Here is a 26,943-nt window from a genome sequence, read left to right as displayed (position 1 = left end):
TTAATCACAATATGGCACTTGTTTACGGGCTGGTGATAATCCTCTGATGTTGGTTTTCAGATGTGATTTCAGCCCGCCCAGACCAATCTAATCAAGGAGTGCACGAGTGGCAAACTCTGCTCAAGCAAAAAAACGTGCTCGTCAAAACGTTAAAGCACGTAAACACAACGCAAGCTTGCGTTCTATGGTACGTACTTATATCAAACGCACAATCGCTGCAATCGCTACTGGTGAATATGCTGCTGCAACTGAAGCTTATAAAGCTGCGGTTCCAGTAATTGACCGTATGGCTGATAAAGGTATCATCCATAAAAACAAAGCTGCTCGTCATAAGAGCCGTTTAAATGCACAAGTTAAAGCTTTAGCTAACTAATTTATGCATGTAAAAAAAGCCCTTTACAGGGCTTTTTTTGTACCTAAAACTCAATAACTTACACAAGGTATCTACAATATTTTCGAATAAATCAAATGGACTTTATTTTTTAGAGATCATGTATTGACTATCTGCTTATATAGCATTTAGGTCAATTAAATGTTCTTCAATAAATGCTTGTTGCTTTGCAGTGAACTTTGACATATTTCCTCCTGCAAAACTCAAGCCCCCACCTTTAAGCCATTTATCTAAATTAAAGCTTATTAGCTTTTCTATCTCTGAGAGCTATCACATTCTCTTTAAAAAAAGGCAATTATTATTTCTACTCACGCCTTAACATGATGTGAAATCAAAACTGTTGCTGTTGACAATATTCCTTCCTGACGCCCTGTAAAACCTAATTTTTCTGTGGTTGTTGCTTTCACACTAATTTGAGTTACTTCAACATCTAACACATCAGCGATACTTTGACGCATTTCCAAATTGTGCTTGGCTAATTTTGGACGCTCACAAGCAACCGTAATATCGGCATTATTCAACACATAGCCACGATCTAAAACCAATTGATAAACGTGTTTTAATAATTTTCGGCTATCTGCTCCTTTAAATTCTGCATCCGTATCAGGAAAATGCTGCCCAATATCACCAAGTGCCAATGCGCCTAACAAGGCATCACACAATGCATGAAGTACTACATCACCATCTGAGTGGGCTTTTAAGCCATGAGTATGAGGAATTTGAATACCTGCCAAAGTGACAAAATCACCCTCTTCAAAGGCGTGTACATCCATTCCTTGCCCTATACGAATCGGTATGCTCATTTTCAACTCCCTTTATGCAGTTTTTAAGTTGTAAAAATCTTGTATTCGTACTTTCTCTTTCGCTATAGTACGTATGCAAACATTGTGAAAGTATAAGCGATCATGCTGTTGAATACAGAATTTAATCAAATTAAAACACTTTTATCTGGTCTCATTTTGAGCTGTATCAGCACGTCTGCTGTTTATGCACTCCCGATTGACTGCAAACATGAAGACTCTGCTTTATTAAAGAAACTGTGTAGTACACCCTACAAAGAACTTCGTGGTCAGCTTAATGAAAGTTACCTCACTACCTATCTGGTTACTGATGCGCCTGTACGCTTAGTCAATGATACCCATCAATTATGGCTTAACCGTTTAAGCCAATGTAAAACTTCAGATTGCCTCAAACAACAGTTTGATATTCGCCTTGAAGATTTAAACTTTTACACATCGATGAATCAAAGCCTTACACAGCACTTTATTAAATATGAACATGGAAAAATTGCAAAACAACCGATTCATTTGCAAATACACCAATTAAGTAAGGATCGCATTAAAGTTGAAGGGATTGCATACCGTAATCCTAATAATCGCAAAGAAGCTCAAACCGTTTCATTGCTGGCATATACGACCCCTGAAAAAAAGAATGAAATCTTAGACAACGAACACGACTGTAAATACACATTAAACTTCCAAAAAGCGATTTTATCTGTTTCCACACAACAAAAAGGTTGTGAACGTTTTAGTGGTATCTATCGCCTTTATGATTAGCAATTAAAACACGATCAGGAGAAAATAATGAATATAAAACTTGAGCTTGATCCAGAAAAATTAGCGATATTATCAGAATGCATACAAAACTATGATGTGGGTTCAGACCAAGATGAATGGCCGAATAATATTCTTTCACGTTTTACCCAAGTCTATAATGATGGAACGATTACAAAACATCCAACACGTCTAAATCACATAATTGATGAGAACGAATTAGCGTTGTGCCAAAAGCTCAGTACTCAAATTACCAAGATTATGGCAAATGTAGAAGTTGGCATGGGATCAAATTCTGGTGATTATTTTCAAGCATTTTATATCGCCTATGCAAATGGTTTAAGCAATAAGACAATTAGCGCTGAGCTCATTCAACACGCATTTGCCAATACGATTTTTCCGCTTGCAACAATTACGGTAGAACCATTCTCTACGAATACAATATGGTGGAATGAAGTTGAGCAAGATGGTGAAGGATCACCTGAAAGTTATTTTGAACCTTGGCAAAATATGCGAGCTTGGTTTACTCAACAACAAGATTTTATTGACTCCGCCTTTATCCGTATCGGTGATGCAACATTATTAGAGCAAATTGATGATAAAAACTATCCCAAAGGAACAGTGATTACGGGTTGTGTATTACCAAGGCTTGCCTTAGGTTTAACAGCCAATGGGAGCTTAATAGGGTTGTTTGGTTATGTTGTCCAAACTTAGTTTTTTCTAACATATTCAACCAAACTTGGGCGATATTTAACATGGATAAAAAATTTATTTCGCTACTATTACGTAATCAATTCTATCCACTTTTAAAAGCACAAGGCTTTACTAAAAAAGCTGATGTATTCTGGCAAGTGGATGGTGAAGTGATTCGAATTGTTGATATTCAGCATTTCAAAAAAAGACACTGTTTTCAAATTAATCTAGGCATACATCTTATTCCATTAGGTGAATATGTAATGGGTTGTACGGGGAGACGCTTAGAGTTTGAAAAAATGCGTGATTATGACTGCGCATGGCGTGGTTCAATTATTTCTGGTTTAGTGAATGACTATGATAGTGATTGGTCATATACCCAATCAGAGCAAGATGCGATTCAAATGGTTGAATTTTTAGTTTCTGAATGGGATCGCCAAAGTCAGCTTTTTTTTGGAGAAATGGCACAATGGCCAGAAGATTTCATCAAAAAGGCAACACAGGCAATCAAAGAACCTATACATCCAAGTGAAATGTGTACTTTATGCTATGTCTCTGCTGCAGCAGGTGATTTGGAACTGGTAAAAGATTTAGCAGAAGTTGCACTTCCCTCTGTCCCTGAGCGTGCAACATCCTTGAAAGCCCGTTTAGAAGCTTTCCTTCAAGACCCAAGTTTGGCTATTCCGCAAATCACCCAATGAATCTCTAAATTCAAACTCAGTGTTTATTCATCAAATTGAAATATTTGTTATATTTTCTAACAACTTTAAATATACGATTTAAATCATTACACTTTATTTCCTGCCCCATTTCACTTATATATAAGTATATATAAATAGTCTGATGACATATTTGTTGTAAATACCGAACACCAAATGATAGAGGATAAAAGGTGTTGCTATGGATTTGAACATGTATATCACCAATAAGTTTAAGAATTTCAATGAGTTTCTAGAAACTCATTGGCATGACTACCCCAATAAATACAAAGAGATTCAAACTTTACTTTTTTTTCAAGCTTACACCACCACCCCATTTTCTGATAAATTTGAAATCAACATTTACCAAGCTTTAAAATATCCAACACTTAGACATTATTTCCAACAAATTGAAAAATATATTAATACCCCGCCGAAGCAACTTTTTCCAAGCTCATTTCATCGCCCTTATGAACACATTTTAAATGAATTAAAATACTTGAGTTTTTATCAGGACCCTTTTGAGGTTCATAAAAAATTAGAAAAAATCAGAGATACCTTCAATAAAATTTCCATTCCTGTTTTAAGCCATGACATTTATAGAGACATTTTGCAGCAACTTAGCGCGAGCTTTGAATATATTGCAGACCCCAAAGTTGCAAATGAGCTAAAAACTAAACTGATTTATCAATGGCAAGATATTCATAATTTAGAAACCGTAACGGCTTATAAATCATTAGAAAAAATTAAAAATACTTTAAAAAATTATCAACAGATTGCTCACTCTGACTTCTATTTGAATCTGATACAACTGGGTGAAAATCAAAGGGTCGAATTTAAAGAGCGTACTACAGATTTACTCACCAATCGTAAATCTGACAAATGGGTGAAAGCCTGTTTTGCCTTTATGAATACAAGAAATGGTTATGTGTTTATTGGGGTAGCTGATGATCTAAAAATCGTGGGTATTGAACAGGAACTTGCTGAACATTTTAATGATTCACTTGATTTAATGAAAAGAAGTTTGATTGATAAACTTGCTCATGAAAGCAATAAAATCTCAAATATTTACACGACTTTGGAAGAAATACAGATTCAAGGAAAAACTATCTTGGTGTTCAAATGTAATAAGTCCGATCGCCCTTTATACTATAAAGGTGAGTTATTTATGCGAACCAATGGACAAACAACACGTGTCCCACCTGAACTTATCGAAAGTTTTCGTGTAGAATTTTATTGTTAGCCTCGTTACTTAAAACATTGATCGAGAAGAATTAAAATATGAATTATCCCCAGTTTAAATATCATCCCAATGCATACAAACTGAATCTGTTTGAAAAAGAAAATGGTATTTGTTCGATTTGCAATGAACAACGTGATTTAAAGTACGTATGTTCTTTCTATAGCGTAGATGAACCCGATTATATCTGTCCGTGGTGTATTGCCAATGGTGCAGCAGCACAAAAATATGATGGTGAATACAATGATTACTGTGGCATTGAAGGCGTTTCTTCAAACCCTGATGATGCATCCCCGAAAATCGATCCTGAATTTTTAAATGAAATCTGTACCCGAACACCAAGTTATCATAGTTGGCAACAAGAAGTTTGGTTGGTACATTGCAATGAGCCATGCCAGTTTATCGCTTATGCAGATAGTGAAATGCTTAAACCGATTTGGGAAGAAGTCCAAGCCGATATCGAAGAAAATGGTTATCCAGTAGAGCTTATCCAGGATCACCTCAGGATCGATGGTGATTTAACAGGTTATCTGTTTCAATGCCTTCATTGCCAACAACATCGCTTACATATTGATTGTAGTTAAAAAGAGAAATAAAACAGTATACTTGTGGCTCAATAAATAGTAACTTTATCAATCGCCTAGCGAGATAATAATTGAGCCAAATGCTGTTTAATCTCAAGCCACTCTTCTTTCAAAATACTATACATCACCGTATCTCGAACAGAGCCATCTTTTCTTAGGGCATCTTGACGTAGAATACCATCCCGTTGAGCACCCAATCGTTCAATTGCTTTTTGACTCTTTACATTGCGTATATCCGTACGTAACGCAACTGAATTGGCGTGTAAAGTCTCAAAAGCATATTGAAGAAGTAAAAATTTACAACTGGTATTGATGTGGCTACGTTGAGCAGATTGGGCATACCAGGTATAACCAATCTCAACCCGACGTACATCCCAAACAAAATCTCTAAAACTGGTTGTACCGACGATACGATGTGTATGTTGATCTAAAACTACAAATGGAACACGTAAACCTTGTGACTTTTGCTCAAGCGCTTTAGCGATATAGGTCTGAATCTGCGTGTAATGTGGCACCGAAGTATATTCTAGCTGCCATAGTTTTCCATCTTTACATACCTCGATTAGCGCCTTTTCGTGCTCAGCCTGCATGGGCAACAGCTGTACATGCGGTGTTTGCAAGGCTGCATAAAGCGGTGAAAAAATATCTTGATTCATACCAGTTACACCGATGTAGAAGAAGCTCCCCGATTGTCCGCTATATTTTTGAATCTTTTATGATCAAAATATGAAGTAATCATGACAACTTTTCAAACGATGGCAAGAGATCATTTTTTAGACCATGATTCCACAACGCAATTCGTTAAAAATTTGAAAATTTAAAAGGCTAAAGCCACAGGTTAATTTTAGAATCTAAATCGCCAACGCTAGGCAAATCACACCGAGTAAACCCAAAACTAAACCTAAAGCTGTAACAACTTTGAGTTTTTCTTTAAAAATTACCAAACCTGCCATCACCCCCATTAAGACCACCAAAATATTCATTCCAGCAAAAACAACTGCAGGAGAATCTTTGAGTAAAAGATGAGCTTTGACATACAATGCAATATTGGCAAAATTTAAAACGCCTAACACCAGTCCTGCACATAAATTTTGGATTTTCCATTGTGTCTTTTGAAGTACTAAATAGCCTATTGATAAGACAAAAGAACAGATAAACATCAGGGTGAGTGTGACTGGAAATTGAAGCCCCAAACTGGTTGTATATTTCAATAAAATATCAACTAAGGCATAGCCTCCCCATACACTGAGTAAGTAAAGCATGCCCTTTTTATTAATAGATTGATTTGATGCATCCGAATGTGAAAGTACAATACATAAAACTGCAAAAATCCCTAAACCAATACCGATTATTTTTAATTGGTTGAACTGTTCTTGAAATAAAAAATATGCAGCCAAAAGTGATAAAACAACCGATAAACGCTGAGCGATTTCAGTTCTCAGTATTCCTGCACTTTGTAATGATTTAGACAAACAAAAGAAAATACTCGGTAACACAACCCCAAGCCCAACAATCAACCACCAAGGTGTATTTGAAATTGAAATATGCACCAAATCTGGCTTAAACCAAAGATAACTCAATAAACTTGCAATCGCATAATTCCAAGCAATCATCTGTAATGCATCAAAGCCTTTTTGTTTGGTAAATTTTAAAAGCATTGAGACCAACACACTACATAAAGCTGCTGAAAATATGAGTTCCATAATTGAGTTTCATCCGATCAGTTTGTTGGAGAAATTTTCGAAAAATTTATCCCAGAATAACGTTGTCTAACATTTAGCCAGCAAAAAGCCCACTACACTAGAGTGGGCTTTCTATGTTCAATCATCATTAAATATTATTTATAACGATCAACCATTTTTTCTAAAGAAATTGGGCGAATTTTGTCTGCATTACCTGCAGTACCAAATGCTGTGTAACGATCTACACAAATTTGTTTCATTGCTTCGACAGTTTCACCAAAGAATTTACGTGGATCAAATTCACTTGGTTTTTCAGCCATCATACGACGCATTGCACCAGTAGAAGCTAAACGCAAATCTGTATCAATATTGATTTTACGTACACCATGTTTGATGGCTTCAACCAATTGCTCAACCGGAACACCATAAGTTTCTTTGATGTCGCCGCCATATTGGTTAATCACAGCCAACCACTCTTGTGGTACAGAGCTTGAGCCATGCATAACAAGATGAGTATTTGGAAGTGCTGCATGAATTTCTTTAATACGGTCAATCGCTAAGATATCGCCTGTAGGTGGACGTGTAAATTTGTACGCACCATGTGAAGTACCAACAGCAATAGCTAAAGCATCAACATTGGTATCAGATACAAATTGGCGAGCTTCTTCAACAGAAGTTAGCAATTGAGAATGATCAAGAACGCCTTCAGCGCCCACACCATCTTCTTCGCCCGCCATACCTGTTTCAAGGCTGCCTAAACAACCAATTTCACCTTCTACCGAAACACCACAAGCATGTGCCATTTCAACAGTACGGCGAGTTACATCGACATTATATTCATAAGAGGTTGGTGTTTTACCATCAGCACCCAATGAACCATCCATCATCACTGATGAAAAGCCTAGTTGGATTGAGCGTTGGCAAACGTCTGGGCTTGTACCATGATCTTGGTGCATCACCACTGGAATATGCGGCCACTCTTCGATCGCAGCTAGAATTAGATGACGTAAAAAAGGTGCACCTGCATACTTACGTGCACCAGCAGAAGCTTGCACGATTACAGGCGAATTTGTTTCGTCAGCGGCTAACATAATTGCGCGCATTTGTTCTAAGTTGTTTACATTAAACGCTGGAACACCGTAGCTATGCTCACCGGCATGATCCAAGAGTTGGCGCAATGAAATAAGAGCCATAATATCCTCCCAAGTAATGCCCCATATTCTACATGCTGATTTATTTCAATTCAGCAACAATATTGACTATTTCATAAAAAATCCCCGCGTTTGCGAGGACTTTTAACAAATAACAACATTTAAAAAGATTATTGAGCTTTAGACGCTTCTTCTTCTGTCGCTGGAGTTGCTGCATCAGCAGGTGCATTGGCTTTCTCAGCAGGAACATCAGTATTTTTTTCATCCAAAACAGGTTGATCAATTGCATCAATCGCAGCTTGTTGTTCTGGAGTCGTATTTGCTGATTCAGTTGCAACAGCTTCAGAAGTAGAAGTTTGTTCCGAAGCTGGCGCTTGTTCTTTTTTAGAACATGCTGTAAGTGCCAAAGGAGCAAAAATAAGAGCGACAAGTGCAAATTTTAATTTCATCACATTTCCCAGTGTTGGTGATTGGATTTATCTTAGTTTATTGCAGTTATATTTCATTTTTATTACTTTAAAGTGAATCAACTTTATGAAAAAAGGCTGACACATGGTCAGCCCTTCATAAAAACGTCATCATTGCTTAAATATCAATTATGCACGCTCAAGCAAAACTGCAACTGCTGGAAGGGTTTTTCCTTCAACAAACTCAAGGAATGCACCACCACCTGTTGAAATATAACCAATTTTGTCAGCAACTTCATATTTATCAATTGCAGCTAAAGTATCACCACCACCTGCAATCGAGAATCCTGCCGATTCAGCAATTGCCAATGAAAGTGTCTTTGTACCTTCACCAAATTGATCAACTTCAAAAACGCCAACTGGACCATTCCAAAGAATTGTTTTCGACGTCTTTAAAATCTCTGCAAACATTTGCGCTGTTTCTGGACCAACATCTAAAATCATGTCATTGTCAGCAACATCTTCAACCTTTTTAACCACTGCTTTCGCTTTTGCCAATGAACCTAAGAAGTCTGCAAAATCGATTTCTGCAGCATCCGCAACCACAACATCTGTAGGAAGTGGAACGGATACTTTAGCAGCGATTGCTTTAGCGGTATCAATTAAATCATTTTCGCATAATGATTTGCCGACATTGAAACCCGCTGCGGCTAAGAAAGTATTGGCAATCCCACCACCCACAATCAATTGATCGCAAATGTCTGAAAGTGATGTTAAAACATCAAGCTTGGTTGAAACTTTTGAACCTGCAACAATTGCAACCATTGGCTTTTCAGGTGTTTGAAGCGCACGACCTAAAGCATCTAATTCTGCTGCAAGCAATGGACCTGCTGCTGCAACTTTTGCTAAACGAGCAACACCTTCAGTTGAAGCTTCCGCACGGTGCGCAGTACCAAATGCATCCATGACAAATACATCGCAAAGTGCTGCATATTTTGCTGCAAGATCAGCATTATTTTTCTTTTCACCGACATTGAAACGACAGTTTTCAAGTAAAACAACTTGACCAGCTGCAACCTCAACACCATCTAAATATTCTGTAAATAATTTAACTTCCTGACCCAATGCCTCAGTCAAATAAGCTGCTACAGGAGCCAATGATTGTTCTTCTTTTGGTTCACCTTCAACTGGACGACCAAGGTGAGAATAAACCATTACCGCAGCCCCTTTCTCAAGGGCTAATTTAATAGTTGGTAACGCAGCGCGTAAACGTGCATCACTGGTAATCACACCATTTTTAACAGGTACGTTTAAGTCTTCACGAATAAGTACACGCTTGCCTGTTAAATCGAGGTCAGTCATACGCTGAAAATTCATGTATAGCTCTCTTATAGATATTAAAAATCGCGTAGATTCTAAATGATTACACAAAAAAAGGTTAGATACTTTTGTAGAAAAGCTGTAGAAATGTTGAGATTTGATTATTATAGGACAAACTTTTTAATTTTATACGCTTATGTCTTTTCATCCAGATCCTAAAATCAATGGTTTAAATGTTTTAGGTGAGCCTTTAGCAAGTTGTTGCTTTTCACCCATCACTGGTTATTTTCGTAATGGTTTTTGTCACACAGCCACAACGGATTTAGGTCAACATACCGTATGTGCTGAAATGACCTCTGAATTTCTCAATTTTTCTCAAAAAGTGGGTAATGATTTAATTACACCTCTTCCTGAACACGGCTTTCCTGGACTTCAGCCTGGAGATTTCTGGTGCTTATGTGTGACTCGTTGGGTTGAAGCTTACCAAAATGACATGGCGCCTCGAGTGAAACTACAAGCATGCCATCAAGCTGTTCTGGCGTATGTGCCTTTAGATCTTTTAATGGAATACGCAGTATAACTGGGCTGATAAGACGAAACATGACTCATTCTGAAATTATTTTGGCATCTTCCAGTCAAACCCGTAAAGATTTAATGAATCGTTTAGGCTTGGAGTATCGTTGTATTTCACCTGATATTGACGAGTCTCCAAAAAATGAATCTCATGCAGATGATCTGGCGAAACGCTTGGCTTTTGAAAAAGCTAGAATCATTGCAAAGGCACATCCCAATGCAATTGTGATCGGGTCAGATCAAGTCGCATGGCGTGAAAATGCCCCTCAAGAATTTATTGGAAAACCCTTAGCCATAGATAAGGCAATTCAACAACTTAAAGCAAATTCTGGTAAAAATGTCTTTTTTAGTACTGCTTTAAGTGTTCAGCACTTAGCTACAGGCTTTGAACATACTTTGGTCGAACATTATCATGTGAAATTTCGTGATTTAACGCTTGCAGAAATTGAGCGGTATATTGAAATCGACCAACCTTTACATTGTGCTGGTAGTTTTAAATGTGAAAGTCTAGGCATCAGTTTGTTTGAACAAATGATTGGGCAAGACCAAACAACCTTGATGGGTATGCCCATGATTCAGCTATGTAGAATTTTAAGAAAGTTGGGACTAGCATTACCTTAATTAATGCTGTGATGAAATTATTACTATCTTTTGATTTAATTCAGCTTCGCTTAGGTCATTCACTTGTGTTTCATCGACTACTCAAGCTGGCAAAGACACATGCTTGCCTTTGATAATAAGTTGCCGATATGCGCATAATACTGGAAGCGTTTTGTGCGCTATTACTTTTTGGGATCAAAATAATAAGAAATCAGAACAAATCCATATCCATCAATCCAATTGAAAACTTTCTTTTAAATCGAAAGACTTTTCAAAGATATTGTAGTTTTTTTAATCATAGCTGATAACAGACTTTTTACTTTAGGAAAGTATGGATAACTCTCATTTTATATCAATATATTTTGAATAAAATTACAAATACTTGCACCGACTTTCATCTCATAAGACAATAGCACATTATAGATTCAAATTTGCTTAGGCTATTTTCATGTCACTTCCTTTAGATGTTCTTGGTGGAATTACTGCTGAACAATTTCTCACAGAATATTGGCAAAAAAAACCATTATTGGTCCGCAACGCACTTCCTGAAATTGCTGAGATTTTAGTACCTGATGACGTGATGGAGCTTGCACTTGATAAAAACATCACTGCACGCCTAATCAAACAAAAAGACAAAGACCCAAATCAATGGTCAGTAAAAATCTCCCCTCTCATCAAAGGTGATTTTCAAAAAATGCCTAAACTTTGGACCTTATTGGTTCAAGCAGTTGATCACTACTCTTTCGACTTGGCAGAACTTTGGAAGAAATTTCCTTTTATTCCTCAATGGCGCCGTGATGACATCATGGTCTCTTACGCACCTAAAGGTGGTTCAGTCGGTCAGCATTTTGACTTTTATGATGTTTTTCTCGTACAAGGCTTTGGACATCGACGTTGGCAGTTGGGGCAAATGTGTGATGCCGAGTCTGAGTTTGTCGAAGGACAACCTTTAAAGTTGCTACCCAATATAGAGATCAATTTTGATGAAGTTTTAGCACCCGGAGATTTGCTTTACGTACCTCCAGGCTTAGCACATTATGGTGTTGCAGAGGACGAATGCCTCACCTACTCTTTTGGTTTCCGTATGCCAAATATTGCCGACATGATGGATCGTGTAAGTGATAAGTTTGTAGAAGACCAACGCTTACGTAATCCCTTACTAGATGTATTACGACATAAGCAAAACCCAATTGGGCAAGTGACTCAAGCTGAACTCGAGTATTTAAAAACAGAATTATTGGCTCAATTAAATCAATCTGATGTATTAGAAGACGCGATTATGAGTTTAATGGCTGAACCTAAATATCCTGAAAATATTCCAGATGCGGAAGCAATTGGGACGGGTGATTTGGAAGAAGTACTTGAGCAAGGTTACTTACTCCAAATCGAACCTGCATCAAGATTGATCTATCTTGAACAAAACAATCAACTATTGTTCTGGGCAAATGGTGAATCTATCTGTATTTCTACTGTATTTACACCATTTTTAAAACAGATTGCAGATGGACTCGCTATACCTTTAGACCAGCATTTATCTGAACAAGAAATTTTAGAAGATATTGCAGGTTTATTAAATGAATCTATCTTGATGCTTGTTCCCACTGACGAATAAAATTCGCAATCTAGCTCTAACAATGCAACGCTTAGATAAAGCCTGAAAATTCAGGCTTTATTTCTATCAATTTACTTTCAACATAATTTTAAGAAATAATTCCCTCATGTTTGCTTAAGCTGATTTTTGAGTGAGCTTGGGAACTTAACTGATGCTTTAATGTCTCGTTTTCCTGCTTTAGGTTCTTTATTTTAAAAAACTGGAACAATAGCCCGATATAAGCAATAACAACAATCACAGAAACATAAATGGCTAAAAAACTGATACTAGGGTTTAACAATTTTGTCAGAAACTCTTCAAACATTTTCGATTCCTTTTTATTTTCGATACATTATTCGACACACAATATAGGCAAAGTACCTCAAATCTTCAAAAAAAGAAATCATTCCTGTATTAATCTAGAACCATTCTCAAGCCTAACAAATCGTTACTTGAGCTCTTTTGTAAATTTAGGCAACTTAACACCAGATAATGAAAGAGATATTCCAACATGGCAAGCCCTGCGCAAGCAATTCGACATCAACTTTTAAATACATTTTTCTCCCGTTATTCCGTTTGGTTTATTTGTATTTTTCTCTCGTTATTTTTAACTTGGATTATTTTTTTTAATGAAGGTCATTATATCTATTATTTCTTTTCAGACACCGTTCTGAATTTAGCATGGGTTGTTTTCTCGATCCTTGCTGCGATAGGTTTTGCCGACATTATTCAAACACAACATTCTATTCTAAGAAATTACCCTTTGATGGGACATTTTCGCTTTTTCTTTGAAGATATACGCCCTGAAATCCGTCAATATTTTATTGAATCTGATAATGATGCTTTACCCTTTTCACGTGCACAACGAAGTCTTGTTTATCAACGTGCCAAAAATGAAAATGCAGACAAACCCTTTGGCTCAATTATTGATGTATATCAAGAAGATTATCGTTTCTTAACTCACTCGATGACACCTAAAACTCCCGCTGACTTTAATACATTCAGAATCAGTATCGGCAATGATCAATGCACTCAACCCTATAGCGCATCGATCATGAATATCTCTGCAATGAGCTTTGGTAGTTTAAGTGCTAACGCTATTTTGGCTTTGAATACAGGCGCAAAAAAAGGCAACTTTTATCATGATACTGGTGAAGGAAGTCTAAGCCCTTATCACCTCAAACCAGGTGGTGATATTGTTTGGGAAATTGCCAGTGGTTACTTTGGCTGCCGTACTCTTGATGGTAAATTTGATCCTGAAAAATTTAAGCAACAAGCTGCTTTGCCCCAAATCAAAATGATTGAAATTAAACTTTCACAAGGCGCAAAACCTGGTCACGGTGGAATCCTGCCAAAAGATAAAATTACTAAAGAAATCGCTGAAATACGTGGTGTTTCAATGGATGTTGACTGTGTTTCACCAGCGTCGCATTCAGCATTTAGTACACCGATTGAAATGATGTACTTTATTCAGCAATTACGTGAATTATCGAATGGTAAGCCTGTCGGATTTAAACTATGTATTGGTCAGCCTTGGCAGTTTATGAGTATTGTCAAAGCAATGTTACAAACCAAAATTGTACCTGACTTTATCGTTGTGGATGGTTCAGAAGGTGGTACAGGTGCAGCTCCAATTGAATTAATTGATCATATGGGAACACCTTTGCGTGAAGGTCTACTGTTTGTTCACAATACCCTCGTCGGCGCAGGTTTACGCTCCCAAGTTAAAATCGGGGCAAGTGGTAAGATTATCAGCGCCTTTGATATTGCAAGCACGATGGCAATGGGTGCAGATTGGGTCAATTCAGCACGAGGCTTTATGTTTGCGGTTGGCTGTATCCAAGCTCAAAGCTGCCATACCAACCAATGCCCAGTAGGTGTCGCAACACAAAATAAAGAACGCCAAAAAGCACTTGATGTTCCATCAAAAGCAGATCGTGTATTCAACTTTCAAAAAAACACCTTAAAAGCACTGGCTGAAATGATTGCTGCAGCAGGCTTACAACACCCAGCTGAAATCAAAGCACATCATCTTGCGCAACGTATTAATGACCGTGAAATCAAGAATTATGCTCAATTGCACTTTTGGATGAAAGATGGTGAGTTATTGTGTTGTGAAGACAAAGATGAAGAAAATTTCTATTTTAGAATGTGGAATTTAGCAAGCGCTGAACGCTTTTAAACAACTAGAACTAACCATCTGATTAAGGAGATCATCATGATCTCCTTTTTTCGATGTTAAATCCTGTACGACTTGGTCGTGCAATTGAAGTTAGACGAACAGGTTTAAAATTGCCCTGCCTCAATTGCTTAAGATTTGCCGTTTGAAATAATTCAACGCATTGATATCCCAAATAAGCATAAATATCTTTGCTGAATGAAAATTTTAAGAAAACAGCATAACAAAATTGAAAATAATAATAGCCTGCTATACTGATAATAAATGCAACACAGGCTGCAAAAATATCAAATAAGATAAAGCTAACTAAAACAATAAAACCTAATATTAATCTTAAAGTTTCTATATATTTTTCGTGGTCACTTTGTGGGAATCGCGGTCTTTGTAATACCTGTAGCAACTCCTCATCTATGGTTAAATACTGATGATAATCATAAATCAACCAAGCATATTGACCTATTGAATCACCTTGTTGTGAAATGATCATCTTTACATCAGTATCTTGAACAAAGTGGAAATCATCTAAATAACTATAGAAATTTGTTCCTTGTAGATTAAATCTCACTTCAGTTAATGCATCAGGATATGCAGTGGTTGATTCCCTCTTTTCTATTATATATTGATCCAATCTTCCAGAAATGGATTCCACTTTAAATTTGGCAAGTTCATGTTGAGTTAAACCAAACTTGACCAATTTTTGAGTGTGCTGCTCTAATTGAGTTTTTAATTCTCTATCATTTCGACCATGCCTCAACTGATTGATTAAGCTTAAATCATACAATTGATCGAACTCATAGAAATATGAATTCGTGAGTTTTAAACTGTCTAAAGTTCTTTTACTCAAGACAGGTAGCTTTAACATATGAAACAAAGCTTCAATATTGCTGGTTTTTTGTCGATTTAATTTTAGACATTCAAAAATAAAGTAAACAAAGCAACTGACCAAAGTCAGTATTGCCAAATGCATAAACGTATCAAAATAATAAATAGTTCCATCCATAAAATATTGATAAAAAGGATATACAACGAGAGTAAACAACAAAACAGCCATGCTAAAACTGAATGATTTACGCAAATTCAATACTGCATCAAAGTGATCAACTGATTGAATCTGGTCATTCAAATAAAGTATTTGCTTGGTTTTATTGAATACCGCATATATATCCTTATCCAAAGAATTAAAAATTACTTGGACATCATCGTGTAATTCAAAAACTTGTGATTGTATTTTCGTCCCACGATATTTTCTTTTTTCAATTTTTAAGATGAATATCCCTGTTGCTGTATATTCTACAAAACTAATATTTCCACTTTCTTCAGCAAGATTATCTATATGCATCATTTCTTATAAGCTTAAATTCTATCTAAAGATATTGTTTAACCATATCTTTTTCATATTAAAAACAGCAATTGATTATAACCCAAATATTGATGGATACTGATAACAAAATAAAGTTTTAAATCATCATTTTTCTACATATTACATTTAAGTTTAAAACATCAGTACCTGGTCATTTTACATCTACAAGTAAATGCTCACCTATCACATTCCATCATCCAAACAGGAGGATAAATGGTTAAAAAATATCGACATTTTTACATATTCCTCACTCTATAAAAAAGCAGAGAAAGAACGAATTTTAAATTTAATCAGGTGTTGAAAAAAGTGAACAAATAAAGTCTGTAGTTATACAACACATGAATTACTTAAAGACTACGTTTAATTGGATAAAAATTATGCAAAATAACAATCACGTATCAAAAGAATATCAACTCATGCACTTTTTAAAATACTTATTCATCGGCATGACTCTTACAATGTCATTACATTGTTATGCTACTGTGGGAGGTGGTCAACATATTGAAGTACTCGGCTATGAAACAAAAGAACAAAAACTTTATTTGCTCAGACATTTTGAAGATGAAAGTGGACGCCTAGCACAATTATATTATTACCAGTTAAATAGCAAATCACCAGATCGTTTGATTGAAGTTAAATCCCTCTATGTTCATCCTAAAACTCACCAAATTGATTATGATCAAGATGGTACTCAATTTGAAAAAGACCTCGCGAAAATAAAAAAGCGATTGATACCTCTGCTCACTGGCAATGCCAATACGGCAAAGATTCAGATCATGAAAAGTCAAACACAATACGTTCCTGCTTGGCATGATCAATCAGAAAAGATTCCTGAATACAAAAGCATATACAGCGTTAACACCCCTGTTTTAAAAAGCAACAATCAACAGGCTGTTCACTATGCTAAAACAATAAAAATCACACAAAATTATGTCATACCCAATCAGAATAAGATGTTAGTTATTGTCAAATATTACGGTATTCCTGAAGAAACAGGTTATGATATTGAAGATCCTGTTTTATTATTACCTAAAAAATGATGAGGCAAAAATGTTAAAAATAATCACATCGAGCATTTTATTGGTGTTCAGTTCTGTTGCTTTAGCCAATGATTACGGCAATATTACTGTGCAAGTTCTCGGTTATGATTCTAAGACCAATAATCTTCTTGTTGCTGAAAATTCAACAAGCTATTCCGTTCCTAAAGTTTACCGTTATTCACTGAACGAAAAACATTACGATTTACCCAAATATGACGAAAGATTCATGGCGATTAAAGATCAAGCCATATTTAATCAAACGCTTGCCAAGATTCAAACACAACTTAAACCACTTAAAACATTGGGTGTAGATGATTTTAAGCTAAATCTACTCGAACAAAATGCATCAACGTCTCAAGATTCGATACCATTGAGTAGCGTATATAGTTCAGTATTCACAGTACAGAATACCCAAAATCAAAGTAAAGCAATGAACTTAACCAGTTACAGCCCGAACATTAAACTTAAACAAGCATTTGAATTACCAAAAAATAAAGGTGCTCTGATTACTTTTGAATCTCTCAGCTTACCGTTTGATGAGGGGTATACACGTGAAGAAGTTGTGATTCTTTTCCCTAATGGTCAGCTTCCTCAATAAGTAAAGCCTCCTAGGAGGCACTACTATAAAATAAACATATCATCATCCATCAATTTTATTTGGCGTCATTAAAACATTCTTAACATACAATAAATCCATATCCATCTTACTTTCCTGTAAGTTGTTAAGGATTGAATCCTCATGATTCCTCAAGGAATATGCTTTTAATTTTCTAAAATTCATATTTAAAACTCATTACATCTCCCCCCAGATGGACGTTATCAAGTATAAAATTATACTAACAAAGTATCATTTACCTCTAAAAATCATGATCTAATAATTAAGTTTAAATAAAAAATAAACGTTTTATATGCTTTTTATTTGTTCTCGATCCAATGATGTAAAAACGTAATCACTTTATAAATTAAGGAAAAGTAATGAAATTTGAAATCGACAATCCTAAAAAAACTGCACTGTTGATCATAGACATGGAAAACGATTTTGTTAAACCTGATGCATCCATGTGGGTCCCAATGGCAACAGAAATTGTTCCCAATATAAAAAGTTTAGTTACGATAAGCAGAGAAAAAGGGTTAACAATAATCTATACAACTCATGTACATCAAAAAGACCGAAGCGATATGGGGCTGATGTCAGATTTTTGGTCTCCGATAGATCAACAATCAGCTTTGGTAGATGACACCGAAGGTGTTGAAATTTACCCTGATCTTGCACCGCAAAAAGATGAGCTTGTTATTAAAAAAAATCGTTACAGTGCTTTCTACAACACCGATTTAGATCAGTATCTAAAAAAATTAGGAATTGAGACGCTTATTATTACAGGAACAGTAACAAATATGTGTTGTGAATCGACTGCCCGTGATGCACATTTTAGAAATTATAAAGTGATTTTTGTATCTGATGGTACAGCCACTATGGATCATCCCGATCTAGGTGCTGGAGCAATGAGTGCACAAGCGGTTCAAAAAGCGACTTTAACAAGCCTTTCACTCTGTGTTGCAGAAATTTCATCAACACATGAGGTGATAAAAAGATTATCGTTTTTTCGTTGAACAATACATAGATAAAGCCTGAATTCAGGCTTTATCTATAAACATGCTAATAATTGAAAATTAGGTAGCTGAACGTTCAGCGATTGGAACAACTTTACGAAGTTCTGGTCCTGTATAATCCGCACTTGGACGAATAATACGATTGTCTGCACGTTGTTCCATGACATGTGCAGCCCAACCAGTAACACGAGACATCACAAAAATTGGGGTAAACAATTTAGTCGCAATATCCATAAAGTGATAAGCAGATGCATGGAAGAAGTCTGCATTACAGAACAATTTCTTCTCACGCCACATCACTTCTTCACAACGAACAGATACTGGATAAAGTACTGTATCACCTACATCTTTTGCTAAACGCTCAGACCAAATTTTGATAATGCCGTTACGAGGATCGTTGTCTTTATAGATCGCATGACCAAAGCCCATGATTTTTTCTTTACGCTCAAGCTTGCCCAGCATTTCACGCTCAGCTTGTTCAGGAGAGGTCCAGTTTTCAATCATTTCCATAGCCGCTTCATTTGCACCACCATGCAATGGACCACGAAGTGAACCAATTGCACCTGTAATACATGAATGCATATCAGACAAGGTTGATGCACAAACACGCGCAGTGAATGTAGATGCATTAAACTCATGCTCAGCATAAAGAATTAACGAAACATTCATCACTTGTTCATGCAATTCATTCGGTTTCTCACCACGAAGTAAATGCAGGAATTGAGCGCCAATTGAATCATCATCGGTATTTTCTTCAATACGCACGCCATCATGGCTAAAACGATACCAATAACAAATGATTGCAGGCAAAGTCGCTAGAATACGATCTGCAACATCTTGCTGTTGTTCAAATGACTTTTCTGTTTCAAGATTACCTAACATTGAAACGCCTGTGCGCATCACATCCATTGGGTGTGAATCAGCAGGAATACGTTCCAAGACTTCTTTTAACGCTTGTGGTAATTGACGCAAAGATTTTAATTTTGCCTTATATGCAGCCAATTGTTCTGCAGTCGGTAATTCACCAAAGAAAATCAGATAAGCAACTTCTTCAAATTGGCAATTTTCTGCAAGGTCTTGCACATCGTAACCACGATAGGTTAAACCTGCGCCACTTTTACCTACAGTAGAAAGTGCTGTTTTACCAGCAACTTGACCGCGCAATCCTGCGCCTGTGAGTACTTTTCCTTCAGCCATTTTATTATTTCTCCTGCGTGAACAGCTTGTCTAGAGTATTTTCAAAAGTGTGATAATCAAGGAATTCGTAAAGCTCTTTACGTTGTTGCATGGTATCCAATACATTGACTTGAGTACCATTTTCACGAATAGATCGAAAAACTTCGAGTGCAGCTTTTTGCATTGCACGTGTTGCAGATAATGGATATAGCACCATGCTAATGCCCTGCTCACCTAACTCTTCAGTGGTGTAATACGGGGTATCACCAAATTCGGTAATATTGGCAAGTACAGGTACACCTACTGCATCACATACGGTTTTATACATAGTGATGTCCGTCATGGCTTCAGCAAATATTGCGTCAGCACCCGCTTCAACACAGGCACATGCACGGTCAATAACCGCTTGCAATCCTTCTTTTTGTAAGGCATCTGTACGTGCCATTACGACAAAGTTTGAATCGGTTTTAGCATCGACTGCTGCTTTAATACGATCGACCATTTCTTGCTGAGAAACGATTTCTTTATTTGGACGGTGCCCGCAACGCTTTTGCGCCACTTGATCTTCGATATGAACAGCAGCAGCACCTGCACTAATCATTTGTTTTATTGTACGTGCAATATTAAAAGCACCGCCCCAACCTGTATCAATATCGACCAATAATGGTGTGTCTACACGTTCTGTAATACGGCGAACATCTTCCAATACATTGTCTAAGCTCGTCATCCCTAAATCTGGTAAACCATATGAATAATTGGCTACCCCAGCGCCTGAAACATAGATTGCTTTATAACCCACTTGTTTCGCCATCATTGCGGCATAGGCATTGACTGTACCAATGATTTGTAATGGTTTTTCCACTTCTAGCGCTTGTCTAAATCTTAAGCCTGCAGACGTTTGTTGTGTCATATTCCCTTCCACAGTGGTCACTTGTTTATTGAGTTTTGAGTATAGCCATAATTTGTAAATCGCATATGACCATTTAGGTATATTACTCTAAAACTTTAGTCAAAGAAAAATGAATTTTGATTCATTTTTTCAATTTAATGCACAATTTCTAATCAAACAAGACAAATCAATACTGACAAAGAAATTTATTGACATTTTTGCTATAATAATTACAACGTACTTTTTATTCGCAATTTATGAACCAAGATTTAGCACATATTGAAGCCTCTGGATGTGATTTTCCACAAACAAAACGTGGTCATGAACGTCGTTTGGCATTATTGATTAGTGCAAATCAACTTTTTTTGGAACATGGTTATGATGCAGTGTCACTCGATGACATTGTCAATCATGCGGGTGGTTCAAAAGCATCGATTTATAAGTATTTCGGCAATAAAGAAGGTCTATTTACCGCAATTTGCGACTATCGCCGTGATCTTTTCTTTAAAGATGTTTGTATGCCCTTTAATCCAACATGTAATGATCTTCGGGCTTATCTAATTAATACCTTAATCACCTTCTATAAGCATATGATCATGCCCGATAACATTGCATTTATACGTCTGATCTTTGAACGCTCACAAAAAGATCCACAATTGGCACTCTATATTCATGAAAAGGGTCCCAAACAAGTCCAACTTTCGATTGCCAGTGCTTTAGAACGTTATGCAGAAAACCAAAAACTGGTCTGTGAAAATCCACTTTATTCAGCACAATTCTATTTTGGCATCCTTAGAAATTTAGAATGGCGAATCTTGATGGGGATTGAAATTAAAGATTCTGATCAAGAAATACTCGATTGCATCAGTTATTGCGTAGATCGCTTCCTACAAGGGCATCAAAAGGTCTAATTTTTTTGCGTTTTCATATTCATATAGTATATTAGATGATTCTCCTTTTTATTTTCATCAACCAACAATGAATTGTTGGTCAATTCGCTATTGGCTTTGACTAGACAATTATTGTGGAGTAACCATGGCTCTACGACATTTTCTTACTTTACGTGACTTATCCACTGCTGAACTGAATCGCATCATCGAACGCGCTATAGAGTTAAAGCGAAAACAGCACAATAACGAAGTATTCCAACCTTTTGTTGGAAAAGTCATGGGGATGATTTTTGAAAAGTCGAGCACCCGTACTCGTGTCTCCTTTGAAGCTGGTATGAGCCAGTTTGGTGGCAGTGCAATTTTTCTATCATCTCGTGATACACAACTTGGACGTGGTGAGCCGATTGAAGATTCAGCTCGAGTCATTTCTAGTATGCTTGATATCGTCATGATTCGTACTTTTGGTCATGATATTGTCGAACGTTTTGCTGAATATTCTTCTGTGCCCGTGATCAATGCATTGACCGATGACCATCACCCATGCCAGTTATTGGCTGATGTACAGACCTTTGTTGAACATCGTGGTTCAATTGAAGGAAAGACAGTGGCTTGGATTGGGGATGGCAATAATATGTGTAACTCCTATATTGAAGCAGCACATATGTGGGGTTTTAAATTAAAAATTGCTTCGCCAAAAGGTTATGAACCAAAACCAGAATTTCTTTCTGAGTTTGCCCATTGTGTTGAACTGTTTGAATCTGCTGAAGATGCTGCTGTAAATGCAGACCTCATAGTCACCGATGTTTGGGCAAGTATGGGACAAGAGGAAGAACAAAAAATTCGTGAAAAAGCTTTCGCTGCTTATCAGGTCAATGAAAAATTGATGGATTTAGCACATCCTGATTGTTTATTTATGCATTGTCTTCCTGCACATCGTGGTGAGGAAGTTTCTGAAAATATGTTGGATCATAAAAATGCAGTGGTGTGGGATGAAGCAGAAAATCGCTTACATGCACAAAAAGCATTGGTTGAATTCTTGATCAATGAAAACTTAAAAAAAGATTAGTTTTCTAAAGTTATGATCAGATCATATCCATAAAATAAGCACCAATTATGGTGCTTATTTTGATTTGAAGGTTGTTTTTATACTTCCATGACTTGATCATATTTTTTGGGTAGTTTCAATATTTAGGGCTTGTCAATTATTACATTTATCTACAACAACTGTTTATTAAAATTAAATCATATTAAAATCATTGAATATTCGAGTTCGTGTAAATATGGTATTAACAATGAAAAAATTTATATTCAGTTGCTTTTTAATCACAGTTACATCAATTCAACATGCAAAAAACTTAATCATAACACTTGATCTATATGACACATCTGGCACATTGAGTCAGCAACAAAAAAATGAAATGCTAAACATACCGATTGAAGGTTATGCCGTCTATCATCCTAATTACAGTGTATTAGGTCTAACTGGAACAGTAAAAAAATGTGGTTTTCTAGGATTACCCTGTATCGAAAAAAAATATAAACAACTCAAAATTACAGCAATCAAAACGAACAACTCAAACACTTTAACATTTGATGTTCCTTTATCTATTGCTGCTATATACAAACTTAAAAACTTTAATGTTAGTTTTCCATTCCAAACAAGGTCTTTAGGTAGTTTACAAATTCGAACAGCAGCCTCTGAACACAGCCGTTTAGTACAGCCTGTGTCTATAAACAATGGTTATCAAGGTGTATATGGTACATTAACCTTAAATCAATTAGGCTTTACAATAGGAGATCAGGTTCTAGGTGCTTTAAATCCTGATCAACCTCCTCCTTATCAATTTTTTAAAACTCACAAATATAGAGGCTATTTTGACAATCAAAAAATTAGATCAATTCCTAATTACAAATCATACACACTAAAATCCCCTTACCCAGATGAATTAGAAAATTTAGAAAAAATTTATAGTGCAAATCGATATGATGCTGAGCTAGATGGATATAAATTTACCGCAATCAATATAAAAGCAAAGAAAAAAAATAATTCGAAATGTGAAAATTTTTTTGGAGATTATCAATACAATTTATTTTTTATCGATCAAAAACTAACTTATTATAATTCTACACTTGCTGATATGGATCAATGTGAAACCAATGCTATGACTGTGATTTGGGATGATCATAACCAAGTGTATGACTATAGGGTAAACAAAACGGCAAATTATAGTTTATTTCATCGCGGTGATTGGAGATACACCTGTGATGTCGAAAAAAACTCAAATTTAGGTATGTGCAATATACAACCACCTGATCAAGACGCTTTAAAGCATTTTGAAAAAGAAGCAAATCGAGTTCTGCATTTTTTTCCAACACCTTAACATAGGTGAATGATGTAAGCTTTTGATAAAAGTAAGTCACAACACTGGTACATATTGTTTGATTGAGTATAATAAATCCATATTTTTAATAAGTGTATTATTCAAATGAATTTCAAAATAATATCTTCATCAATAACAACCCTTTTACTGAGCTTATCCATCCAGAGTTATGCAACTGAATTGGATGACTATTTAATTCAAAATCAACTTATTGAACAAAATTACAAAATTAAGGATTCAAAAAATTTAGATGATGTTTTAAATGCCTTAAGTGATGAGGATTCACGTGTATTACCGGTTCAAATTGACCAAAATACTGTGATCGAAAAAATACGTTTGTATCATGATCACATTGATCTCGAAGGAATTATTACATCCGAAAATTTCAAACAGTTTGCTGACAGCATGGGTAAAGAAAAAACCCAGCAATTTCTCATGCAAGGTATGCTTGAAAACTGTGGTTTAATTTTTGAAAATGAATTCCAAAGACGAAATCCCTATTATGTGAAAATGAAACTAAGTTCAGCAGAAAAAGTATATGAGCTAAAACTTAAAAATGATCAATGTCAATTTTAAAATTGACATTTCCACGCTTCAACAGTTTGATAGAACAAGATTTTGAAGCGATATCCCCAAGAACCCCTGTTTAAGTATCGTTTTAAAAATAATTTACAAATATGTTAAAATTGAAATAATTTTCAATATTTTAGCTAACTGTAACAATTTTGTCATGTAGAATACTTACTATGCCCATCAAGGTCGTTAAGACAGTTTCAAATGACGCAGATCATGCCCGCTTCAAAAAATTTATCCTCAACTGAATTTCAACACAGTTCAAGTAGCTACATCAATCGTGAAATTTCATTGCTAGAATTTCATAAACGCGTATTGGCACAAGCCAAAGATAAAAATCATCCCTTACTTGAACGTTTAAATTTCTTAATTATTTTTTCACGTAATTTGGATGAATTTTTTGAAATTCGTGTAGCTGGACTCATGAAGCAAATTGACTTCAAAACCATTACTAGTGCGCCTGATGGCATTCCCAATGAAGTGATCATTGAACAAATCTCAGCAAGTGCTCACCTTGCGATTCAAGAGCAATATGACACTCTAAACCACATACTGTTACCAGAACTTGAAAACTATGGCGTTAAATTCATCCAATATCACAATATCTTAGAAAAACATCTGGATTGGATTAAGCACTACTTCTTTAAACAAGTTCAACCTGTGGTTACCCCTATCAGCTTGGATCCAGCACATCCATTTCCTCGACTGGTCAATAAAAGCTTAAATTTTATTGTCACCTTAGAAGGAAAAGACGCATTTGGTCGACAAATTGAATTGGCAATTGTTCCTGCTCCACGTTCATTACCGCGTGTGGTGCGTCTACCTGATGAACTGACAGGTGGCGAAGAACATTATATTTTGCTGTCTGCAATCATCCAGCAACATATCAGCGATTTATTCCCAGGAATGACTGCAACGGGCTGTTACCAATTTCGCGTGACACGGAATGCTGATTTGACACTCGCAGAAGATGTTGATGACCTCGCTGTTGCTTTGAAAGACGAGTTATCCTCACGGCGTTTTGGTCGTGCGGTTCGATTAGAAATTGCTGACAATTGTCCTCATTCAATCAATCATTATCTTTTAGAACAGTTTGATCTTGATCCACAACACCTATATCAAGTGAATGGTCCTGTTAATTTGACCCGATTAATCACCAATTTTGATATTCCTGAATTACGTTTTAAACCTTATCAAGCTGTTATTCCTAAAGCACTTCGAAATTCGAATAAAATCTTTGAAGTACTGACTAAGCAAGATGTACTTTTACACCATCCGTTTGATTCATTTAAACCCGTCATTAACTTATTGCGTGAATCAGCACAAGATCCAAACGTACTTGCCATCAAGCAAACCTTGTACCGTAGTGGACCGGATTCAGAAATTGTACAAGTGTTGGCAGAAGCTGCTCGCAATGGCAAAGAAGTTACGGCCATCATTGAATTGCGTGCACGCTTTGATGAAGAATCCAATATTACAGTGGCTAATATTTTGCAAGAAGCTGGTGCAGTTGTGGTTTATGGAATTGTTGGCTACAAAACCCACGCCAAAATGATTTTAATTGTACGGCGAGAAGCTGGAAAACTAAAACGTTATGTTCATCTTGGCACGGGAAACTATCATGCTGGAAATGCGCGAATGTACACCGATTACGGTTTACTTACGACACATGAAGAAATCTGTGAGGACGTTCATAAAATCTTCCAAGAACTAACTGGTATGGGGAAACTGTTAAAGCTGAAAAAATTATTTCATGCACCCTTCACCTTACATGCACAGCTTTTACATTTGATTGAACAAGAAACAGCACATGCCAAAGCAGGTAAAAAAGCCAGAATTATCATTAAAGTAAATGCTTTAACTGAACCAAAACTCATCTCGGCATTGTATACAGCCTCTCAAGCTGGTGTAAAAATTGATTTGATCATACGTTCAATCTGCTGTTTAAGACCGCAAATACAAGGTCTTTCCGAAAATATTCGCGTGCGTTCGATTGTAGGACGCTACCTGGAACACACCCGAGTTTATTATTTCTATAACGATGGTCAGGATGAGTTGTATTGTGCCAGTGCAGACTGGATGGGCAGAAATCTGTTTTCACGTGTTGAAACCTGCTTCCCAATCGAAGATAAAAAGCTTAAAAAGCAAATCATTGACTATGGTTTACTCAGCTATCTAAAAGACAATGTTCGCGCTTGGGAATTAGATGCAAATGATCAATGGCATGCAATAAACCCAAAAGCTGCAGAAGAAGTACATATTGCACAACAAGTGTTAATGCAACAACGTACACTTCCAACCACAGCTTAAACAACAATTACTTCACTTAGCAAAATCATATGTATTCTCCAGCCTTTCTTT

The 26,943-nt window shown here is 36.2% G+C and carries 28 protein-coding genes; 18 read left to right on the top strand and 10 right to left on the bottom strand.

What is annotated here, in order from left to right; genetic code table 11:
• Positions 1 to 106: 106 nt before the first annotated feature.
• Positions 107 to 373, top strand: coding sequence for a 30S ribosomal protein S20 (rpsT, locus tag AC1Z3T_RS04985; RefSeq protein ID WP_004720657.1), 267 nt, complete (start codon positions 107 to 109; stop codon positions 371 to 373).
• Positions 374 to 699: 326 nt separating this feature from the next.
• On the opposite strand, the gene ispF is transcribed toward rpsT, so the two are convergent.
• Positions 700 to 1,194, bottom strand: coding sequence for a 2-C-methyl-D-erythritol 2,4-cyclodiphosphate synthase (gene ispF, locus AC1Z3T_RS04980; protein WP_005029128.1), 495 nt, complete (start codon positions 1,192 to 1,194; stop codon positions 700 to 702).
• Between the two features lie 102 nt (positions 1,195 to 1,296).
• On the opposite strand from ispF, the gene AC1Z3T_RS04975 reads away from it, so the two are divergent.
• The 5 genes from AC1Z3T_RS04975 to AC1Z3T_RS04955 all read left to right on the top strand — a co-directional run bounded on the left by AC1Z3T_RS04975 (position 1,297) and on the right by AC1Z3T_RS04955 (position 5,159).
• Complete coding sequence (locus tag AC1Z3T_RS04975; RefSeq protein ID WP_005029131.1) at positions 1,297 to 1,947, top strand: A1S_1983 family putative colistin resistance protein; 651 nt, start codon at positions 1,297 to 1,299, stop codon at positions 1,945 to 1,947.
• A 27-nt stretch (positions 1,948 to 1,974) separates the two neighbouring features.
• On the top strand, positions 1,975 to 2,658 hold the full coding sequence (locus tag AC1Z3T_RS04970; RefSeq protein ID WP_005029133.1) for a hypothetical protein: 684 nt from the start codon (positions 1,975 to 1,977) through the stop codon (positions 2,656 to 2,658).
• Positions 2,659 to 2,699: 41 nt separating this feature from the next.
• Complete coding sequence (locus tag AC1Z3T_RS04965; protein WP_042087091.1) at positions 2,700 to 3,338, top strand: DUF4304 domain-containing protein; 639 nt, start codon at positions 2,700 to 2,702, stop codon at positions 3,336 to 3,338.
• 199 nt (positions 3,339 to 3,537) lie between these two features.
• The gene (locus AC1Z3T_RS04960; protein ID WP_004830907.1) at positions 3,538 to 4,578 is read left to right on the top strand and encodes an AlbA family DNA-binding domain-containing protein; all 1,041 of its coding nucleotides are present in this window, start codon (positions 3,538 to 3,540) and stop codon (positions 4,576 to 4,578) included.
• A 38-nt stretch (positions 4,579 to 4,616) separates the two neighbouring features.
• A complete protein-coding gene (locus AC1Z3T_RS04955; RefSeq protein ID WP_009584983.1) occupies positions 4,617 to 5,159 on the top strand; it encodes a CbrC family protein in 543 nt (180 codons plus the stop codon).
• A gap of 56 nt (positions 5,160 to 5,215) precedes the next feature.
• Here the strand turns inward: AC1Z3T_RS04955 and AC1Z3T_RS04950 are convergent, their stop codons facing one another.
• From AC1Z3T_RS04950 to AC1Z3T_RS04930, 5 genes are all read right to left on the bottom strand, one after another.
• On the bottom strand, positions 5,216 to 5,815 hold the full coding sequence (locus tag AC1Z3T_RS04950) for a GNAT family N-acetyltransferase (protein ID WP_100885115.1): 600 nt from the start codon (positions 5,813 to 5,815) through the stop codon (positions 5,216 to 5,218).
• 195 nt (positions 5,816 to 6,010) lie between these two features.
• On the bottom strand, positions 6,011 to 6,862 hold the full coding sequence (locus AC1Z3T_RS04945; protein WP_009585004.1) for a DMT family transporter: 852 nt from the start codon (positions 6,860 to 6,862) through the stop codon (positions 6,011 to 6,013).
• A gap of 134 nt (positions 6,863 to 6,996) precedes the next feature.
• Positions 6,997 to 8,034 (bottom strand): class II fructose-bisphosphate aldolase, encoded by a 1,038-nt coding sequence (gene fba / locus AC1Z3T_RS04940; RefSeq protein ID WP_004830911.1) that lies wholly within the window; start codon positions 8,032 to 8,034, stop codon positions 6,997 to 6,999.
• A gap of 128 nt (positions 8,035 to 8,162) precedes the next feature.
• A complete protein-coding gene (locus AC1Z3T_RS04935) occupies positions 8,163 to 8,441 on the bottom strand; it encodes a hypothetical protein (protein WP_483396493.1) in 279 nt (92 codons plus the stop codon).
• A gap of 147 nt (positions 8,442 to 8,588) precedes the next feature.
• Positions 8,589 to 9,776: a phosphoglycerate kinase gene (locus tag AC1Z3T_RS04930; protein ID WP_004830913.1), complete on the bottom strand. Its 1,188-nt coding sequence runs from the start codon at positions 9,774 to 9,776 to the stop codon at positions 8,589 to 8,591.
• 139 nt (positions 9,777 to 9,915) lie between these two features.
• Between AC1Z3T_RS04930 and AC1Z3T_RS04925 the strand changes: the two genes are divergently transcribed.
• The 3 genes from AC1Z3T_RS04925 (at position 9,916) to AC1Z3T_RS04915 (ending at position 12,504) form a co-directional block, all read left to right on the top strand.
• Positions 9,916 to 10,299: a DUF2237 family protein gene (locus AC1Z3T_RS04925; protein ID WP_004720680.1), complete on the top strand. Its 384-nt coding sequence runs from the start codon at positions 9,916 to 9,918 to the stop codon at positions 10,297 to 10,299.
• Positions 10,300 to 10,319: 20 nt separating this feature from the next.
• The gene (locus AC1Z3T_RS04920; protein ID WP_100885113.1) at positions 10,320 to 10,913 is read left to right on the top strand and encodes a Maf family protein; all 594 of its coding nucleotides are present in this window, start codon (positions 10,320 to 10,322) and stop codon (positions 10,911 to 10,913) included.
• Between the two features lie 427 nt (positions 10,914 to 11,340).
• Positions 11,341 to 12,504: a ribosomal protein uL16 3-hydroxylase gene (locus tag AC1Z3T_RS04915; protein ID WP_100885112.1), complete on the top strand. Its 1,164-nt coding sequence runs from the start codon at positions 11,341 to 11,343 to the stop codon at positions 12,502 to 12,504.
• Between the two features lie 88 nt (positions 12,505 to 12,592).
• Here the strand turns inward: AC1Z3T_RS04915 and AC1Z3T_RS04910 are convergent, their stop codons facing one another.
• On the bottom strand, positions 12,593 to 12,808 hold the full coding sequence (locus AC1Z3T_RS04910) for a hypothetical protein (protein ID WP_042087111.1): 216 nt from the start codon (positions 12,806 to 12,808) through the stop codon (positions 12,593 to 12,595).
• 186 nt (positions 12,809 to 12,994) lie between these two features.
• On the opposite strand from AC1Z3T_RS04910, the gene AC1Z3T_RS04905 reads away from it, so the two are divergent.
• Entirely contained in the window at positions 12,995 to 14,665 is a 1,671-nt protein-coding gene (locus tag AC1Z3T_RS04905) for an FMN-binding glutamate synthase family protein (RefSeq protein WP_004830921.1), read from the top strand.
• A gap of 34 nt (positions 14,666 to 14,699) precedes the next feature.
• Here the strand turns inward: AC1Z3T_RS04905 and AC1Z3T_RS04900 are convergent, their stop codons facing one another.
• On the bottom strand, positions 14,700 to 16,004 hold the full coding sequence (locus tag AC1Z3T_RS04900) for a hypothetical protein (RefSeq protein ID WP_100885111.1): 1,305 nt from the start codon (positions 16,002 to 16,004) through the stop codon (positions 14,700 to 14,702).
• Positions 16,005 to 16,438: 434 nt separating this feature from the next.
• Here AC1Z3T_RS04900 and AC1Z3T_RS04895 point away from each other — a divergent pair, with 434 nt between their 5' ends.
• The 3 genes from AC1Z3T_RS04895 to AC1Z3T_RS04885 all read left to right on the top strand — a co-directional run bounded on the left by AC1Z3T_RS04895 (position 16,439) and on the right by AC1Z3T_RS04885 (position 18,673).
• Positions 16,439 to 17,062, top strand: a complete 624-nt coding sequence (locus AC1Z3T_RS04895) for a hypothetical protein (protein ID WP_167387388.1) — start codon at positions 16,439 to 16,441, stop codon at positions 17,060 to 17,062.
• A gap of 10 nt (positions 17,063 to 17,072) precedes the next feature.
• Positions 17,073 to 17,660, top strand: a complete 588-nt coding sequence (locus AC1Z3T_RS04890) for a hypothetical protein (RefSeq protein WP_100885109.1) — start codon at positions 17,073 to 17,075, stop codon at positions 17,658 to 17,660.
• Positions 17,661 to 18,037: 377 nt separating this feature from the next.
• Entirely contained in the window at positions 18,038 to 18,673 is a 636-nt protein-coding gene (locus tag AC1Z3T_RS04885) for an isochorismatase family protein (RefSeq protein ID WP_100885108.1), read from the top strand.
• 60 nt (positions 18,674 to 18,733) lie between these two features.
• Here the strand turns inward: AC1Z3T_RS04885 and prpC are convergent, their stop codons facing one another.
• The gene (prpC, locus tag AC1Z3T_RS04880; protein WP_100885107.1) at positions 18,734 to 19,870 is read right to left on the bottom strand and encodes a bifunctional 2-methylcitrate synthase/citrate synthase; all 1,137 of its coding nucleotides are present in this window, start codon (positions 19,868 to 19,870) and stop codon (positions 18,734 to 18,736) included.
• Between the two features lie 4 nt (positions 19,871 to 19,874).
• Positions 19,875 to 20,759: a methylisocitrate lyase gene (gene prpB, locus AC1Z3T_RS04875; protein ID WP_004830929.1), complete on the bottom strand. Its 885-nt coding sequence runs from the start codon at positions 20,757 to 20,759 to the stop codon at positions 19,875 to 19,877.
• A 236-nt stretch (positions 20,760 to 20,995) separates the two neighbouring features.
• Here prpB and AC1Z3T_RS04870 point away from each other — a divergent pair, with 236 nt between their 5' ends.
• From AC1Z3T_RS04870 to ppk1, 5 genes are all read left to right on the top strand, one after another.
• On the top strand, positions 20,996 to 21,649 hold the full coding sequence (locus AC1Z3T_RS04870; protein WP_004830930.1) for a TetR/AcrR family transcriptional regulator: 654 nt from the start codon (positions 20,996 to 20,998) through the stop codon (positions 21,647 to 21,649).
• 124 nt (positions 21,650 to 21,773) lie between these two features.
• On the top strand, positions 21,774 to 22,694 hold the full coding sequence (argF, locus tag AC1Z3T_RS04865) for an ornithine carbamoyltransferase (RefSeq protein ID WP_004830931.1): 921 nt from the start codon (positions 21,774 to 21,776) through the stop codon (positions 22,692 to 22,694).
• 226 nt (positions 22,695 to 22,920) lie between these two features.
• A complete protein-coding gene (locus tag AC1Z3T_RS04860; RefSeq protein WP_483396492.1) occupies positions 22,921 to 24,009 on the top strand; it encodes a hypothetical protein in 1,089 nt (362 codons plus the stop codon).
• A 105-nt stretch (positions 24,010 to 24,114) separates the two neighbouring features.
• A complete protein-coding gene (locus tag AC1Z3T_RS04855; RefSeq protein WP_483396491.1) occupies positions 24,115 to 24,585 on the top strand; it encodes a hypothetical protein in 471 nt (156 codons plus the stop codon).
• 201 nt (positions 24,586 to 24,786) lie between these two features.
• Positions 24,787 to 26,892 (top strand): polyphosphate kinase 1, encoded by a 2,106-nt coding sequence (gene ppk1, locus AC1Z3T_RS04850; RefSeq protein WP_009585017.1) that lies wholly within the window; start codon positions 24,787 to 24,789, stop codon positions 26,890 to 26,892.
• Positions 26,893 to 26,943 lie beyond the last annotated feature (51 nt).

The sequence above is a fragment of the Acinetobacter sp. B-6 genome (assembly GCF_056930735.1).
Note: the sequence above shows the minus strand (reverse complement) of the source record. Positions and strands in the feature narration are given on the sequence as shown.